Consider the following 16,317-nt stretch of genomic DNA (forward strand, 5'->3'; position numbering starts at 1 on the left):
ACGGCCCGGTTCCTTCAATGGAGCCGGACCATGACCACCGCAGCACCCGCGACCCCGATAACCGAGACATCCGCGACGCCCGCGACCTCCACGACCTCGGAAGTGGAGCTCTCCATCGGCGGAATGACCTGCGCCTCCTGCGCGGCCCGCGTCGAGAAGAAGCTCAACCGCATGGACGGCGTCACCGCCACGGTCAACTTCGCGACAGAGAAGGCGAAGGTCTCCTACCCGGAGGGCGTACAGGTCGCCGATCTGATCGCCACCGTGGTGAAGACGGGATACACGGCCGAGGAACCCCCACCGCCCGCAGCGCCCGGGGAAGCGGCCGCGGCCGCGGGGGATCCCGAGCTCGCCTCCCTCCGCGCGCGCCTCGTCGTCTCCGCCCTGCTCGCCCTCCCCGTGGTCCTGCTGTCCATGATCCCGGCCCTCCAGTTCGACAGCTGGCAGTGGCTCTCGCTGACACTCGCCGCGCCCGTCGTCGTCTGGGGCGGGCTGCCCTTCCACAAGGCCGCGTTGACGAACGCGCGGCACGGCGCGGCCACCATGGACACGCTGGTCTCGGTCGGCACACTCGCCGCGTTCGGCTGGTCGCTGTGGGCGCTGTTCTTCGGGGAAGCGGGCATGCCGGGCATGCACGACGAGTTCAGGCTCACCGTCTCCCGTATGGACGGCGCCTCGACGATCTACCTCGAAGTCGCCGCCGGGGTGGTCGCGTTCATCCTGCTCGGCCGCTATCTGGAGGCCCGCTCCAAGCGGCGCGCGGGTGCGGCGCTGCGCGCCCTGATGGAGCTGGGCGCGAAGGACGTCGCCGTGCTGCGGGATGGACGTGAGGTCCGCGTCCCCGTCGCACAGCTCACGGTCGGCGACCGGTTCGTCGTACGGCCCGGCGAGAAGATCGCCACCGACGGGACGGTGGTGGAGGGCTCCTCCGCCGTCGACGGCGCCATGCTGACGGGCGAGTCCGTGCCGGTGGACGTGACCGTCGGCGACGCCGTGACCGGCGCGACCGTGAACGCCGGGGGCCGGCTCGTCGTCGAGGCCACCCGGGTCGGCGCGGACACCCAGCTCGCGCGGATGGCGAGGCTCGTCGAGGACGCGCAGAACGGCAAGGCCGAGGTGCAGCGCCTCGCCGACCGGATCTCCGGGATCTTCGTACCGGTGGTGCTGCTGATCGCGCTGGCCACGTTCGGGGTCTGGCTCGCGGCCGCGGGGGACATCGTCGCGGCCTTCACCGCGGCGGTCGCGGTGCTGATCATCGCGTGCCCGTGCGCGCTGGGCCTGGCCACACCCACCGCCCTGATGGTCGGCACGGGCCGCGGCGCCCAGCTCGGCATCCTCATCAAGGGCCCCGAGGTCCTGGAGTCCACGCGCCGCGTCGACACCGTCGTCCTGGACAAGACCGGGACGGTGACGACGGGACGGATGAGACTTCAAGAGGTGTACGTCGTCGACGGCACCGCCGAGAAGGATGTTCTGCGGCTCGCCGGCGCCCTGGAGCACGCCTCCGAGCATCCGATTGCCCAGGCGATCGCGGCGGGCGCTCAGGAGCGTGCCGGCGCCTTTCCCGCGGTGGAGCACTTCGCGAACGTGCCCGGGCGTGGGGTACGCGGGCGCGTGGACGGTCACGAGGTCACGGTGGGCCGGTTCCTGGAGGTGCTCCCGGACGAGCTGGCGGGCGCGAAGAGCGCCGCCGAGGCGGAGGGGCGTACGGCCGTCGTGGTCGCCCGGGACGGTGTGGCACTCGGTGTCGTGACCGTCGCCGACGCGATCAAGGAGACCAGCGCCGAGGCCGTCCGCGCGCTGCGCGCCCTGGGGCTCACGCCGGTTCTGCTCACCGGCGACAACCGGGCGGTCGCCCAGGCCGTGGCGCGTGCCGTCGGCATCGACTCCGCGGACGTGATCGCGGAGGTGCTGCCCGAGGACAAGGTCGACGTCGTCAAGCGACTGCAGAGCGAGGGTCGGAGCGTCGCGATGGTCGGCGACGGGGTCAACGACGCGGCGGCGCTGGCCACCGCCGACCTGGGCCTGGCGATGGGCACGGGCACGGACGCGGCGATCGAGGCGAGCGATCTGACGCTGGTGCGCGGGGACCTGCGGGTGGCCGCGGATGCGATCCGGCTGTCGCGGCGGACGCTCGCGACGATCAAGGGAAATCTCGTCTGGGCCTTCGGGTACAACGTGGCGGCGCTGCCGCTGGCCGCCGCCGGACTGCTGAACCCCATGATCGCGGGGGGCGCGATGGCCTTCTCGTCGGTGTTCGTGGTGACGAACAGTCTTCGGCTCAGGACATTCTCATGACGATGGGGTAAGAGTCCCTCTAGAGTCCAACGGCAGGCTCACATAAGCTCTTCACAAGGCTCGCGCATCTTCCTTACGCTTGAGCCCCGATTACCGTATCGGGGCTCTTGCGTATCTTCAGGACATATGCAAGAGACGCAGATCACAGTGATGTGAACGTAACCATCGAAGGGGTTCGTGAGTCTAAGTTGGCGATGTCAGAAGCGTCTTGGGGGGCGTGACTGACATCTGGGGACGTCTTGGGGGACGTTCCTGGAAATTGCGTTGCCGGGGCACGTACACCGGAGAGCTTTGAGCGGCCCTCCCGACTCGTGCGCGTCCCGGCAGATCGCATCGCAGTGCCGCAGTACCGCGAGTTCTGCTCGTTCGGCTCGCAGCCAGTTCGCAGCGATTCAGGCGCTGTCCACAGACGCCCGGCCGGATCCCGTGGGGGGAATCCGTACCGGGACAAGGAAAGCGCCCCGACTGCCGGCCCGTGGGGGGACCGGTAGCGGGGCGCTTTCCGTTTTTCTCAGCTGTGCAGCTTGTGTGCCGCTCGCGGCGACGTCTCCGTACGACTGCACGCGTACGGAGACGTCGGTGAAACTCAGGGGCTCAGCGCGCCTCGACCGGGACGAAGTCGCGCTCGACGACGCCCGTGTAGATCTGGCGCGGGCGGCCGATGCGGGAGCCGGGCTCCTTGATCATCTCGTGCCACTGGGCGATCCAGCCCGGCAGGCGGCCGAGGGCGAACAGGACCGTGAACATCTCGGTCGGGAAGCCCATGGCCCGGTAGATCAGACCGGTGTAGAAGTCCACGTTCGGGTAGAGGTTGCGCGAGACGAAGTAGTCGTCGGAGAGCGCGTGCTCCTCCAGCTTGAGCGCGATGTCGAGCAGCTCGTCGGACTTGCCGAGCGCCGAGAGGACATCGTGCGCCGCCGCCTTGATGATCTTCGCCCGGGGGTCGAAGCTCTTGTAGACGCGGTGGCCGAAGCCCATCAGGCGGACGCCGTCCTCCTTGTTCTTCACCTTGCGGATGAAGGAGTCGACGTCGCCGCCGTTGGCCTGGATGCCCTCGAGCATCTCCAGCACCGACTGGTTGGCGCCACCGTGCAGCGGGCCCCAGAGGGCGGAGATACCGGCGGAGATCGAGGCGAACATGTTCGCCTGCGAGGAACCCACCAGGCGCACGGTGGAGGTCGAACAGTTCTGCTCGTGGTCCGCGTGCAGGATCAGCAGCTTGTCGAGCGCCGAGACCACGACCGGGTCGAGGTCGTACTCCTGGGCCGGGACCGAGAAGGTCATGCGCAGGAAGTTCTCGACGTACCCGAGGTCGTTGCGCGGGTAGACGAAGGGGTGACCGATCGACTTCTTGTAGGCGTACGCCGCGATCGTCGGAAGCTTGGCGAGAAGGCGGATCGTCGAGAGGTGACGCTGCTTCTCGTCGAAGGGGTTGTGGCTGTCCTGGTAGAACGTCGACAGGGCGCTGACCACCGACGACAGCATCGCCATCGGGTGGGCGTCACGCGGGAAGCCCTGGAAGAAGCGCTTGACGTCCTCGTGCAGCAGGGTGTGCTGCGTGATCTCGTTCTTGAAGGTGGAGAGCTCGTCCACGTTCGGCAGCTCGCCGTTGATCAGCAGAGAGGCCACCTCAAGGAAGGTGGAGCGCTCGGCCAGCTGCTCGATCGGGTAGCCGCGGTACCGGAGGATGCCCTGCTCACCGTCGAGGTAGGTGATCGCGGATTTATAAGCGGCGGTGTTGCCGTACCCGCTGTCCAGCGTCACCAGCCCGGTCTGGGCGCGGAGCTTCCCGATGTCGAAGCCCTTGTCGCCGACGGTGCTGTCGATCACCGGGTAGGTGTACTCGCCATCGCCGTACCGCAGTACTACAGAGTTGTCGCTCACGTCATCCCTCACCGACGTTGTGCCTCTTCTTCGAGGTGCCCTGACTGTCTCTACCATCCCCCATTTGGCCCTGGAGAGTGCACTCGGGGTCGACCATTGGGCCTATTGGCGGCACTCAGTGCCGCCAACCTGCTCATCCTGCCCCCCTTCGCCCTGGTTCCGGAAGTGCTGTGTGACCTTTGCGACTCATTTGATCGATCATTTTTTGCGATGCCTGCCCGCGCAGGCCTCCGAGCCGCCGAATCAAGGCCGTTGCCGACGCTCCGGGCGACCGCGTCAGCCCTCCGCAGAGCGGGGTCTGAGCCGGAAGTCCAGGGCTGTGCAGCGCCGTCCGGCCGACACCGTGCGCACCGCCTGGCCTATCGCCTTGCGGGAGCCCACGAGGACGACCAGCTTCTTGGCGCGGGTGACGGCTGTATAGAGCAGATTGCGCTGGAGCATCATCCACGCGCTCGTGGTGACGGGGATCACCACCGCCGGGTACTCGCTGCCCTGGGAGCGGTGGATGGTCACCGCGTACGCGTGGGCCAGCTCGTCGAGTTCGTCGAAGTCGTACGGCACCTCCTCGTCCTCGTCCGTCAGCACCGTCAGACGCTGTTCGACCGGATCGAGCGAGGTGACGACGCCCACGGTGCCGTTGAAGACGCCGTTCTCGCCCTTCTCGTAATTGTTGCGAATCTGGGTGACCTTGTCGCCGACCCGGAAGACGCGGCCGCCGAAGCGCTTCTCGGCGAGGTCCGGGCGGCCGGGCGTGATGGCCTGCTGAAGCAGGCCGTTGAGGTTGCCCGCGCCGGCCGGCCCCCGGTGCATGGGGGCCAGGACCTGTACGTCCCGGCGCGGGTCGAGGCCGAACTTGGCCGGAATCCGTCGCGCCGCCACGTCCACCGTGAGCCGGCCCACCTCCTCGGTGTCGTCCTCGACGAAAAGGAAGAAGTCCTTCATGCCGTCGGTGACCGGGTGCTGCCCGGAGTTGATCCGGTGCGCGTTCGTCACCACCCCGGACTGCTGGGCCTGGCGGAAGACCTGGGTGAGGCGGACGGAGGGGATGGGGCTCCCGTCGGCGAGCAGGTCCCTCAGGACCTCGCCCGCGCCGACGCTGGGGAGCTGGTCGACGTCTCCCACGAACAGCAGATGGGCGCCCGGAGCCACCGCCTTGACCAGCTTGTTGGCGAGCAGAAGGTCGAGCATGGAGGCCTCGTCCACAACCACCAGGTCGGCGTCCAGCGGGCGGTCCTTGTCATAGGCCGCGTCACCGCCCGGCTTGAGCTCCAGGAGCCGGTGCACGGTGGAGGCGTCGGCGCCGGTCAGCTCGGCGAGGCGCTTGGCGGCCCGGCCCGTGGGAGCGGCCAGGACCACCTTCGCCCGCTTGGCGCGCGCCAGTTCCACGATCGAGCGGACCGTGAACGACTTGCCGCAGCCGGGGCCTCCGGTGAGCACGGCGACCTTCTTGGTGAGCGCGAGGCGGACGGCCTCCTCCTGCCCGGGGGCCAACTCCGCGCCCGTACGCCCCTTCAGCCACGCCAGCGCCTTGTCCCAGGCCACGTCGTGGAAGCCGGGCATGCGGTCCTGGTCGCTGCGCAGGAGGCGCAACAGCTGGGCGGAGAGGGAGAGTTCGGCCCGGTGGAAGGGGACCAGGTAGATGGCCGTCACCGGGGCGCCGCCGTCGGGGCCCGGGACCTTCTCCCGGACGACACCGGGGTCCTCGCCGTCCTCGACCGGCGCCGCCAGCTCGGCCAGGCACTCGATGACCAGGCCCGTGTCCACCTGGAGCAGCTTCACCGCGTCGGCGATCAGCTGCTCCTCGGGGAGATAGCAGTGGCCCTGGTCGGTGGACTGCGATAGCGCGTACTGGAGCCCGGCTTTGACACGCTCGGGGCTGTCGTGCGGGATGCCGACGGACTGGGCGATCTTGTCGGCGGTGAGGAAACCGATGCCCCAGACGTCGGCCGCGAGGCGGTAGGGCTGGTTCTTGACGACCGAGATCGACGCGTCGCCGTATTTCTTGTAGATGCGGACCGCGATGGACGTGGACACCTCGACGGTCTGGAGGAAGAGCATGACCTCCTTGATCGCCTTCTGCTCCTCCCAGGCGTCGGCGATCTTCTTGGTGCGCTTGGGGCCGAGGCCCGGCACCTCGATCAGCCGCTTCGGCTCCTCCTCGATGATCTGGAGGGTGTCCAGGCCGAAGTGCTGGGTGATGCGGTCGGCGAAGACCGGGCCGATGCCCTTGACCAGTCCGGAGCCGAGATAGCGGCGGATGCCCTGGACGGTGGCCGGGAGGACCGTCGTGTAGTTCTCCACGGTGAACTGCTTGCCGTACTGCGGGTGGGAGCCCCAGCGGCCCTCCATGCGGAGCGACTCCCCCACCTGGGCGCCGAGGAGGGAGCCCACGACCGTGAGCAGGTCGGCGGCGCCTCGGCCGGTGTCGACCCGGGCGACCGTGTACCCGTTCTCCTCGTTGGCGTAGGTGATGCGCTCCAGTACGCCTTCCACGACCGCCAGGTGCACCTGCCGGTTTCCCGCCTGATTGGACATGATCCGACGCTACCGCCCGCCTCCGACATCGCGCGGACGCCGGGGACGGCTCCGCCTCGAGTGCGTCGACGCTGTGGACGACTTCATCACGATCCGATCTCGGGGCCTTGTGAACTTTCATGTAATCGATTCCAATCCTTCGTGTAATCGATTCCACGAGGAGGTGGAGCGGTGATGGCGAGCATCAAGGACGTTGCCGCCGAGGCCGGCGTATCCGTCGCCACGGTCTCGCGGGTCCTGAACGACCATCCGTCGGTCAGCGCGGACGCACGCACCCGGGTGCTGGCCGCCGTACAGGCGCTGGGCTACCGCCCGAACGCCGTCGCCCGCTCCCTGCGCACCGACCAGACCCGCACCCTGGGCCTCGTCATCAGCGACGTGCTCAACCCGTACTTCACCGAGCTGGCCCGCTCCGTCGAGGAGGAGGCCCGCGCGCTCGGCTACAGCGTCATCATCGGTAACGCCGACGAGCGGCCCGATCTGCAGGACCACCATGTCCGTACGCTCTTGGACCGCCGCATCGACGGCCTCCTTGTCTCCCCCACCGACGGCGGCTCGCCCGGGATGCTGGACGTCGCGCGCGCGGGGACGCCGATGGTCTTCGTGGACCGCTGGATCGCGGGCGTGGACGTGCCCGTCGTCCGGGCGGACGGGCGCGCCGCCGTGCGTGACCTGGTCGCCCATCTGCACGCTCTCGGGCACCGGCGGCTCGCCATCATCGCGGGGCCGGCGGCCACCACGACCGGCAGCGAGCGTGTCGAGGCCTTCCGCGAGGCCATGGCCGAGTACGGGATTCCCCTCCCGGAGGCCTACATAGGCCAGGGCGACTTCCAGGCCGAGAGCGGCCGTCGGGTCACCGAGGGGTTCCTCGACCTGGCCGAACCGCCCGAGGTCGTCTTCGCCGCGGACAACCTGATGGCGCTCGGCGCGCTGGACGCCATCCGCGCGCGCGGGTTGCGGGTTCCCGACGACATCGCGCTCGCCGCCTTCGACGACATCCCGTGGTTCGTGCACACCGATCCGCCGATCACCGCGATCGCCCAGCCGACGGGCGAGCTGGGCCGGGCCGCCGTACGCGCCCTGGTCGACCGCATCGAAGGGCGGCCCCCGCAGTCCGTCGACCTCCCCGCCCGTCTCGTCGTACGCCGCTCGTGCGGCGAGTCCCCCGTAACGAACAGGAGCCAGCCGTGAGCAACCTGGACGAGTTGCTGCGCATCGAGGGCATACGCAAAACCTTCCCCGGCGTGGTCGCGCTCGACAGCGTCGACTTCGATCTGCGCCGCGGCGAGGTGCACGTACTGCTCGGCGAGAACGGCGCGGGCAAGAGCACGCTGATCAAGATGCTCTCCGGCGCCTACCACCCCGACGCCGGGCGCGTCCTCGTCGACGGCGCGGAGGTCCGCATCCAGCGTGCGCAGGACTCCGAGCGCCTCGGGATCGCGACCATTTACCAGGAGTTCAACCTCGTCCCCGATCTCACGGTCGCCGAGAACATCTTCCTGGGCCGGCAGCCGCGCCGTTTCGGGCTGATCGACCGCAAGACGATGGAGGCCGAGGCCGCCGAGCTGCTGAAGCGCGTCGGGGTCAACGTGTCCCCCCGCGCGCGGGTGCGTGAACTCGGCATCGCGCGCCTGCAGATGGTCGAAATCGCGAAGGCGCTGAGCCTGAACGCGCGCGTCCTGATCATGGACGAGCCGACCGCGGTGCTCACCTCCGAAGAGGTCGAAAAACTCTTCACCATCGTGCGCCAGCTGCGCGAGGACGGTGTCGGCATCGTCTTCATCACGCACCATCTGGAAGAAATCGCCGCCCTGGGGGACCGGGTCACGGTCATCCGGGACGGCAGGAGCGTCGGCAAGGTGCCCGCGTCCACACCCGAGGACGAACTCGTACGCCTCATGGTGGGCCGGTCCATCGAGCAGCAGTATCCGCGCGAACGGGCGGACGCCGGGGCCGCGTTGCTCACCGTCGAGGGGCTCACCAAGGACGGTGTCTTCCACGATGTGAGCTTCGAGCTGCGGGCCGGTGAGGTGGTCGGCATCGCGGGGCTCGTGGGAGCCGGACGCACCGAGGTCGTACGCGCGCTCTTCGGCGCCGATCCCTACGACAAGGGCGCCGTGAAGGTCGCCGGTTCCGCGCTGCGCCGCCACGACGTGAACGCCGCCATGGAGGCCGGCATCGGGCTTGTCCCCGAGGACCGCAAGGGCCAGGGCCTCGTGCTGGACGCCTCCGTCGAGGAGAACCTCGGCCTGGTCACGATGCGTGCCGCCACCCGCGGCGGACTCGTCGACCTCAAGGGGCAGCGGGAGGCCGCCGCGCGGATCGCCGAGCAGCTCGGCGTGCGGATGGCGGGCCTCGGCCAGCACGTACGCACCCTGTCCGGCGGCAACCAGCAGAAGGTCGTCATCGGCAAGTGGCTGCTCGCCGACACCAAGGTGCTGATCCTCGACGAGCCGACCCGCGGCATCGACGTCGGCGCCAAGGTCGAGATCTACCAGCTGATCAACGAACTGACGGCAGCCGGTGCCGCCGTCCTGATGATCTCCAGCGATCTGCCCGAGGTGCTGGGCATGAGCGACCGGGTCCTGGTGATGGCCCAGGGCCGGATCGCGGGCGAACTCTGCGCCGACGAAGCGACGCAGGACTCCGTGATGGCCCTCGCCGTCAGCACGAACACTGAAAGGGAGGCCCCTCGTGGCCACTGACACGCATCTGAGCGCATCGGGCGCGGGTGGCGCCTCGGCGGTCCGCCGCCTCCTGCTCGACAACGGAGCGCTCACCGCGCTCATCGCCCTCGTCATCGCGATGTCGGCACTGTCCGGCGACTTCCTGACGACCGACAACCTGCTCAACATCGGCGTCCAGGCGGCCGTCACCGCCATCCTCGCCTTCGGCGTCACCTTCGTGATCGTCTCGGCGGGCATCGACCTGTCGGTCGGCTCGGTCGCCGCGCTGTCGGCCACCGTCCTTGCCTGGATGGCGACCTCGGAGGGCGTCCCGGTCTGGATCGCGGTGATCCTCGCGGTCGCCACCGGCATAGCGTGCGGCCTGGTCAACGGCGTACTGATCGCGTACGGGAAGCTACCGCCGTTCATCGCGACGCTCGCCATGCTCTCGGTGGGTCGCGGCCTCTCCCTGGTGATCTCGCAGGGCAGCCCGATCGCCTTCCCCGACTCGGTCTCGCACCTCGGTGACACCCTCGGCGGCTGGCTGCCGGTGCCGGTCCTCGTGATGGTCGTCATGGGCCTGATCACGGCCGTGATCCTGGGCCGTACGTACATCGGCCGCTCCATGTACGCGATCGGCGGCAACGAGGAGGCCGCGCGTCTGTCCGGCCTCCGGGTGAAGAAGCAGAAGCTCGCGATCTACGCGCTCTCCGGCCTCTTCGCGGCCGCCGCGGGCATCGTGCTCGCCTCCCGGCTCTCCTCCGCGCAGCCGCAGGCCGCGCAGGGCTACGAGCTCGACGCGATCGCCGCGGTCGTCATCGGCGGCGCCTCGCTCGCGGGCGGCACGGGCAAGGCGTCCGGCACGCTGATCGGCGCGCTGATCCTGGCGGTGCTGCGCAACGGGCTCAACCTCCTGTCCGTGTCCGCCTTCTGGCAGCAGGTCGTCATCGGTGTCGTGATCGCGCTGGCGGTGCTGCTCGACACGGTGCGTCGCAAGGCCGGGGCGACTCCGGCGGCCGCCGGTGCCGGCACGCCGGGCGGCAAGGGCAAGCAGGCGGCGACCTACATCGTCGCGGCCGTGGTCGCGGCGGCGGTCGTCGGCGCGATGTCGTTCCTGCACACCGGCTCGTCCTCGACGACCCAGAAGGTGGGCCTGTCCCTGTCGACCCTGAACAACCCCTTCTTCGTCCAGATCAAGGCGGGCGCCCAGCAGGAGGCGAAGAAGCTCGGCGTGGACCTGACCGTCACGGACGCGCAGAACGACGCCTCGCAGCAGGCCAACCAGCTGCAGAACTTCACCAGTTCGAGCCTCGGTTCGATCATCGTCAACCCGGTGGACTCGGACGCGGCGGGTCCGGCGGTCCGCGCGGCGAACAAGGCCGACATCCCCGTCGTCGGCGTCGACCGAGGCGTGAACAAGGCGAACACGGCCGCGCTCGTCGCCTCCGACAACATCGCGGGCGGCAAGCTGGGCGCCAAGGCGCTCGCCGAGAAGCTGGGCGGCAAGGGCAAGATCGTGATCCTGCAGGGCCTGGCCGGTACATCCGCCAGCCGCGAGCGCGGCGCGGGCTTCGCCGAGGGCCTGAAGGCCTACCCCGGCATCCAGGTCGTCGCCCAGCAGCCCGCGGACTTCGACCGCACCAAGGGTCTCGACGTGATGACGAACCTGCTCCAGGCGCACCCCGACATCCAGGGCGTCTTCGCCGAGAACGACGAGATGGCGCTCGGCGCGATCAAGGCGCTCGGCTCCAAGGCGGGCAAGTCGGTCTCCGTCATCGGCTTCGACGGCACCCCCGACGGCCTCAAGGCGGTCCAGGCGGGCACGCTGTACGCGTCCGTCGCCCAGCAGCCGAAGGAACTCGGCCGGATCGCGGTGGACAACGCACTGAAGGCCGCCGAGGGCAAGAAGGTCCAGGAGACGGTGAAGGTGCCGGTGAAGGTGGTCACCAAGGAGAACGTGGCCGGGTTCGGCGGCTGACCGTCGCCGGCCGGCAGGCGGCAGACGGTGCGGGCGGATCCGAGGGGATCCGCCCGCACCCGCGCACCAACTCACCTATGCAGGGAGACAGTTCATGTACGACTACGACCTTCTGGTCGTGGGATCGGCCAACGCCGACCTGGTGATCGGGGTCGAGCGCAGGCCCGCGGCCGGAGAGACGGTGCTCGGCTCCGACCTCGCCGTCCACCCCGGCGGCAAGGGCGCCAACCAGGCGGTCGCCGCCGCCCGCCTCGGGGCCCGTACGGCCCTGCTGGCCCGGGTCGGCGACGACGCGCACGGCCGGCTGCTGCTCGACTCGCAGCGAGAGGCCGGCGTCGACACCGTGGGCGTGCTGGTCGGCGGGGCGCCCACCGGGGTCGCGCTGATCACGGTGGACCCGTCCGGGGACAACAGCATCGTGGTCTCGCCGGGGGCCAACGGCCGGCTCACGCCCGGGGACGTGCGGGCCGCCGGGAGCCTCTTCCAGGCTTCCCGGGTGGTCTCGGCACAGCTGGAGATCCCGCTGGAGACGGTCGTGGAGGTCGTACGGCGTCTCGCTCCCGGCAGCCGTTTCGTACTGAACCCCTCACCACCGTGCCCGCTGCCCACCGAGGTCCTCGCGGCCTGCGACCCGCTGATCGTGAACGAGCACGAGGCACGAGTGATCGCCGGTGCGGCTCTCGGGGACTCCCCCGAGGACTGGGCGAGGGCCCTGCTGGCCCTCGGCCCGCGCTCGGTGGTCGTCACGCTGGGCGAGGAGGGCGCGCTCGTCGCCTCCGCGGAGGGCGTCGCCCGAGTGCCGTCGGTGAAGGTCGACGCCGTGGACACGACGGGGGCGGGCGACGCGTTCACGGCGGCGCTGGCCTGGCGGCTCGGACAGTCGGAGTCCCTGTCCGACGCCGCCGCGTACGCCGCGCGGGTCGGGGCGGCCGCCGTCACCCGCCCCGGCGCCCAGGAATCCTTCCCCACCGCCGGGGAGGTCGCGTCCCCGTGAAGAAGGCCGGAATCCTCAACCGTCATCTCGCGGGCGCGCTCGCCGAGCTGGGGCACCGGCACGAGGTGCTGGTGTGCGACGCGGGAATGCCGATACCGGCGGGCCCGCGGGTGGTGGACCTGGCCTTCCGGGCCGGGGTGCCGTCCTTCGCTCAGGTGCTCGACGGGCTGCTGGACGAACTGGTGGTGGAGGGCGCGACGGCCGCCACCGAGGTCCGCGAGGCGAACCCGCGGGCGACCGCGCTGCTGGAGGGACATTTCCCCGCCCTGGAGCTGGTCCCGCACGAGAAACTGAAGTCACTGTCGGCCCACGCCCACCTGATCGTCCGCACCGGCGAGGCACGGCCGTACGCGAACGTACTGCTGCGCTGCGGAGTGTTCTTCTGAGCCACCGCCGATACGGCGCCCAGAAAACTTCGAGGGGCCCGGTCCGTCGACCGGGCCCCTCGGCTTTCCCCTCCACATTCAGAACCCCCGCGATCCCCCCAGATCCCCCTCCAGAAGTCCTGATGCCAAGTACGACCCGCGAGGTGGCGGAAGGGTTGCACGGTCTTACGAGTTTTTTTCCGGCCCTCGGACTCCGACCCTCAGACAGCGTGTCCGAGGAACCTCTCCACCGTCTGCGCCAACACCTCCCGGCCGTCCCGAGCCCACAGCGCGTCGTTGAAGAGCTCGACCTCGATCGGGCCGTCGTAGCCGGCCGCCTCGACGTACGAGCGCCACTCCCGCATGTCGATCGAGCCGTCGCCGATCTGACCGCGGCCGTTGAGGACTCCCTCCGGCAGGGGGGTGGCCCAGTCGGCGAGCTGGAAGGTGTGGATACGGCCGGAGGCGCCCGCGCGGGCGATCTGGGCGGGGGCCGTGTCGTCCCACCAGATGTGGTACGTGTCGACGGTGACGCCCACCTGGTCCGCGGGGAAGCGTTCCGCGAGGTCCAGGGCCTGGGACAGCGTCGATACGACGCAGCGGTCGGCGGCGTACATGGGGTGCAGGGGTTCGATGGCCAGACGTACGCCGTGCTCGGCCGCGTAGGGGCCCAGCTCGGCCAGCGCGTCGGCGATGCGCTCGCGGGCGCCGTGCAGGTCCTTGGAGCCGGCCGGCAGTCCGCCCGAGACCAGGACCAGGGTGTCCGTGCCCAGGGTCGCCGCCTCGTCGATCGCCGACCGGTTGTCGTCCAGGGCACGGGCGCGCTCGTCCGGGTCGATCGCCGTGAAGAAGCCTCCCCGGCACAGCGTGGTCACCACGAGGCCCGCGTCGCGGACCAGCTCGGCGGTCGCCTCGACGCCGTACGACTGGACGGGCTCGCGCCACAGGCCGACGCCTGGTACGCCCAACTCCAGGCAGACATCGACCAGTTCCGGCATCGACAGCTGCTTGACCGTCATCTGGTTGATGGAGAAACGGGCGAGGCTCATGGGGTCACTCCGTACAGGGCGAGCAGGGACTTCATGCGCGCTTGGGCCAGCTCCGGGTTCGGGAACAGACCCAGGCCGTCGGCCAGTTCGTAGGCGCGCGCGAAGTGCGGGAGCGAGCGCGCCGACTGCAGACCGCCGACCATGGTGAAGTGCTCCTGGTGTCCGGCCAGCCAGGCCAGGAGGACGACGCCCGTCTTGTAGAAGCGGGTCGGGGCCTGGAAGAGGTGGCGGGACAACTCGACCGTGGGGTCGAGGAGTTCGCGGAAGCCCTTGGCGTCACCCGTGTCCAGGACCCGTACCGCCTGCGCGGCCGGCGGGCCCAGCGGGTCGAAGATGCCGAGCAGGGCATGGCTGAAGCCCTTCTCGTCGCCCGCGATCAGCTCGGGGTAGTGGAAGTCGTCGCCCGTGTAGCAGCGCACGCCCTGCGGGAGCCTGCGGCGCAGGTCGATCTCCCGCTGGGCGTCCAGGAGCGAGACCTTGATGCCGTCGACCTTGTCCGGGTGGGCGGCGATGACCTGCAAGAACACATCCGTGGCCGCGTCCAGGTCGCTCGACCCCCAGTAGCCCGCGAGCGCCGGGTCGAACATCGGGCCGAGCCAGTGCAGGATCACCGGGTCAACGGCCTGGCGGAGCAGGTGGCCGTAGACGTCGAGGTAGTCCTCGGGGCCGGAAGCGGCCGCCGTCAGGGCCCGCGAGGCCATGAGGATCGCCTGCGCGCCCGACTCCTCGACGAGAGCGAGCTGCTCCTCGTACGCGGCCCGGACCTGCGCCGGGGACGCCGGGCCCACCAGCTGGTCCGTGCCGACTCCGCACGCGATGCGGCCGCCGACCGCCCGGGCCTCGGCGGCGGACCGGCGGATCAGCTCCGCCGCGCCCGCCCAGTCCAGGCCCATCCCGCGCTGCGCGGTGTCCATGGCCTCGGCCACGCCCAGCCCGTGGGACCACAGGTGGCGGCGGAAGGCGAGCGTCGCCTCCCAGTCGACGGCGGCGGGCGAGTCGGGCGAGACGTCCGCGTACGGGTCGGCGACGACGTGCGCGGCCGAGAAGACCGTACGGGAGGTGAAGGGCGCGCCGGTGGCGAGGGCGAGGGGCTCGGTGCGCGGCTCGTACGGCCGCAGCCGGCCCGTCGCGTCCGGGAGTTGGATGGTCACAGGGCGATCTCCGGTACGTCGAGACGGCGGCCCTCCGCCGAGGACTTCAGGCCCAGTTCGGCGAGCTGGACGCCGCGGGCGCCGGCGAGGAGGTCCCAGTGATAGGGGGCGTCGGCGTAGACGTGGCGCAGGAACAGCTCCCACTGGGCCTTGAAGCCGTTGTCGAACTCGCCGTTGTCGGGAACCTCCTGCCACTGGTCGCGGAAGGAGTAGGTGGCCGGGATGTCCGGGTTCCAGACCGGCTTGGGGGTCGCACTGCGGTGCTGGACACGGCAGTTGCGCAGCCCGGCGACCGCCGAGCCCTCCGTGCCGTCGACCTGGAACTCGACCAGCTCGTCGCGGTTGACGCGCACGGCCCATGAGGAGTTGATCTGGGCGACGGCGCCGCCCGCCAGCTCGAAGATGCCGTACGCGGCGTCGTCGGCCGTGGCGTCGTACGGCTTGTCCTGCTCGTCCCAGCGCTGCGGGATGTGGGTGGCGGTGAGCGCCTGGACGGAGGTGACGCGGCCGAACAGTTCGTGGAGCACGTACTCCCAGTGCGGGAACATGTCGACGACGATGCCGCCGCCGTCCTCGGCGCGGTAGTTCCAGGAGGGGCGCTGGGCCTGCTGCCAGTCGCCCTCGAAGACCCAGTAGCCGAACTCCCCGCGGATGGAGAGGATCCGGCCGAAGAAGCCGCCGTCGATGAGGCGCTTGAGCTTGAGCAGTCCGGGGAGGAAGAGCTTGTCCTGGACCACGCCGTGCTTGATGCCGGCGGCGTGCGCGAGCCGGTCCAGCTCCAGGGCGCCGTCGAGGCCGGTCGCGGTGGGCTTCTCGGTGTAGATGTGCTTGCCGGCCGCGATCGCCTTCTTGATGGCCTCCTCGCGGGCAGAGGTGACCTGCGCGTCGAAGTAGATGTCGATGGTCGGGTCGGCGAGGACCGCGTCCACGTCCGTCGACCAGTGCTCCAGGCCGTGCTGCTCGGCGAGCGCCTTGAGGGCGTGCGCGCGGCGGCCCACGAGGACGGGTTCGGGCCACAGCACGGTGCCGTCACCCAGGTCGAGGCCGCCCTGGTCGCGCAGGGCGAGGATCGAGCGGACGAGGTGCTGGCGGTAGCCCATGCGTCCCGTCACGCCGTTCATGGCGATACGCACCGTCTTGCGTGTCACGTCATTCCCTTCGTACGCGGGTTCCGCGCCGCGTACGCCCATGGTGAGCGTGAGTCCCACGGTGAGTGTGAGGCTCCACTGGTGAGCGTGGCAGCAAGCGCTTTCTATCCAGGAAGAAGCTAGCCTCTGTCCAGCCGGATGGACAAGACCATGCGGGTGACGAGATGTTCGGTCCTCCGGACGGCTGGACGCGGGGGGCGTGCGCACGGTCGGATGTACCCGCATATGACGGCCGTCGTCGGGGACGTA

11 protein-coding genes are annotated in these 16,317 nt (G+C 70.0%); 6 read left to right on the top strand and 5 right to left on the bottom strand.

The window, feature by feature from the left end; translation table 11 throughout:
* Positions 1 to 30: 30 nt before the first annotated feature.
* Positions 31 to 2,298: a heavy metal translocating P-type ATPase gene (locus OG390_RS18755; protein ID WP_406169367.1), complete on the top strand. Its 2,268-nt coding sequence runs from the start codon at positions 31 to 33 to the stop codon at positions 2,296 to 2,298.
* Positions 2,299 to 2,892: 594 nt separating this feature from the next.
* Here the strand turns inward: OG390_RS18755 and OG390_RS18760 are convergent.
* Positions 2,893 to 4,182, bottom strand: a complete 1,290-nt coding sequence (locus OG390_RS18760) for a citrate synthase (RefSeq protein ID WP_406169368.1) — start codon at positions 4,180 to 4,182, stop codon at positions 2,893 to 2,895.
* A gap of 276 nt (positions 4,183 to 4,458) precedes the next feature.
* Positions 4,459 to 6,717: an ATP-dependent RecD-like DNA helicase gene (locus OG390_RS18765; RefSeq protein ID WP_406169370.1), complete on the bottom strand. Its 2,259-nt coding sequence runs from the start codon at positions 6,715 to 6,717 to the stop codon at positions 4,459 to 4,461.
* A 174-nt stretch (positions 6,718 to 6,891) separates the two neighbouring features.
* On the opposite strand from OG390_RS18765, the gene OG390_RS18770 reads away from it, so the two are divergent.
* The 5 genes from OG390_RS18770 (at position 6,892) to rbsD (ending at position 12,741) form a co-directional block, all read left to right on the top strand.
* Positions 6,892 to 7,908, top strand: a complete 1,017-nt coding sequence (locus OG390_RS18770; protein ID WP_406169372.1) for a LacI family DNA-binding transcriptional regulator — start codon at positions 6,892 to 6,894, stop codon at positions 7,906 to 7,908.
* Positions 7,905 to 9,422 carry a sugar ABC transporter ATP-binding protein gene (locus OG390_RS18775; protein ID WP_406169374.1) on the top strand — a complete coding sequence of 506 codons (1,518 nt, stop codon included), beginning with the start codon at positions 7,905 to 7,907 and terminating at the stop codon, positions 9,420 to 9,422. Before OG390_RS18770 ends, OG390_RS18775 begins: the two co-directional genes overlap by 4 nt.
* Positions 9,412 to 11,361, top strand: coding sequence for a substrate-binding domain-containing protein (locus OG390_RS18780; RefSeq protein WP_406169376.1), 1,950 nt, complete (start codon positions 9,412 to 9,414; stop codon positions 11,359 to 11,361). The genes OG390_RS18775 and OG390_RS18780 overlap by 11 nt, the downstream gene beginning before the upstream one ends.
* Before the next feature lie 94 nt (positions 11,362 to 11,455).
* Positions 11,456 to 12,355 carry a ribokinase gene (locus OG390_RS18785; RefSeq protein WP_406169378.1) on the top strand — a complete coding sequence of 300 codons (900 nt, stop codon included), beginning with the start codon at positions 11,456 to 11,458 and terminating at the stop codon, positions 12,353 to 12,355.
* Entirely contained in the window at positions 12,352 to 12,741 is a 390-nt protein-coding gene (gene rbsD, locus OG390_RS18790) for a D-ribose pyranase (RefSeq protein WP_406169380.1), read from the top strand. The genes OG390_RS18785 and rbsD overlap by 4 nt, the downstream gene beginning before the upstream one ends.
* Before the next feature lie 200 nt (positions 12,742 to 12,941).
* Here the strand turns inward: rbsD and OG390_RS18795 are convergent, their stop codons facing one another.
* Genes OG390_RS18795 through OG390_RS18805 form a run of 3 tightly spaced genes read right to left on the bottom strand, consistent with a single transcriptional unit; the run spans position 12,942 to position 16,068 of the window.
* Complete coding sequence (locus tag OG390_RS18795; protein ID WP_406169382.1) at positions 12,942 to 13,769, bottom strand: sugar phosphate isomerase/epimerase family protein; 828 nt, start codon at positions 13,767 to 13,769, stop codon at positions 12,942 to 12,944.
* A complete protein-coding gene (locus tag OG390_RS18800) occupies positions 13,766 to 14,920 on the bottom strand; it encodes a dihydrodipicolinate synthase family protein (RefSeq protein ID WP_406169384.1) in 1,155 nt (384 codons plus the stop codon). The genes OG390_RS18795 and OG390_RS18800 overlap by 4 nt, the downstream gene beginning before the upstream one ends.
* The gene (locus OG390_RS18805; protein ID WP_406177733.1) at positions 14,917 to 16,068 is read right to left on the bottom strand and encodes a Gfo/Idh/MocA family protein; all 1,152 of its coding nucleotides are present in this window, start codon (positions 16,066 to 16,068) and stop codon (positions 14,917 to 14,919) included. Before OG390_RS18805 ends, OG390_RS18800 begins: the two co-directional genes overlap by 4 nt.
* Between the last annotated feature and the right edge of the window lie 249 nt (positions 16,069 to 16,317).

Source organism: Streptomyces sp. NBC_00996 (assembly GCF_045162675.1).
GTDB lineage: Bacteria > Actinomycetota > Actinomycetes > Streptomycetales > Streptomycetaceae > Streptomyces.

Coding starts and splice junctions, on each gene's coding strand:
- OG390_RS18755 (WP_406169367.1), top strand. CDS start 31: ATGACCACCGCAGCACCCGCGACCCCGATAACCGAGACATCCGCGACG.
- OG390_RS18795 (WP_406169382.1), bottom strand. CDS start 13,769: ATGAGCCTCGCCCGTTTCTCCATCAACCAGATGACGGTCAAGCAGCTG.
- OG390_RS18770 (WP_406169372.1), top strand. CDS start 6,892: ATGGCGAGCATCAAGGACGTTGCCGCCGAGGCCGGCGTATCCGTCGCC.
- OG390_RS18765 (WP_406169370.1), bottom strand. CDS start 6,717: ATGTCCAATCAGGCGGGAAACCGGCAGGTGCACCTGGCGGTCGTGGAA.
- OG390_RS18785 (WP_406169378.1), top strand. CDS start 11,456: ATGTACGACTACGACCTTCTGGTCGTGGGATCGGCCAACGCCGACCTG.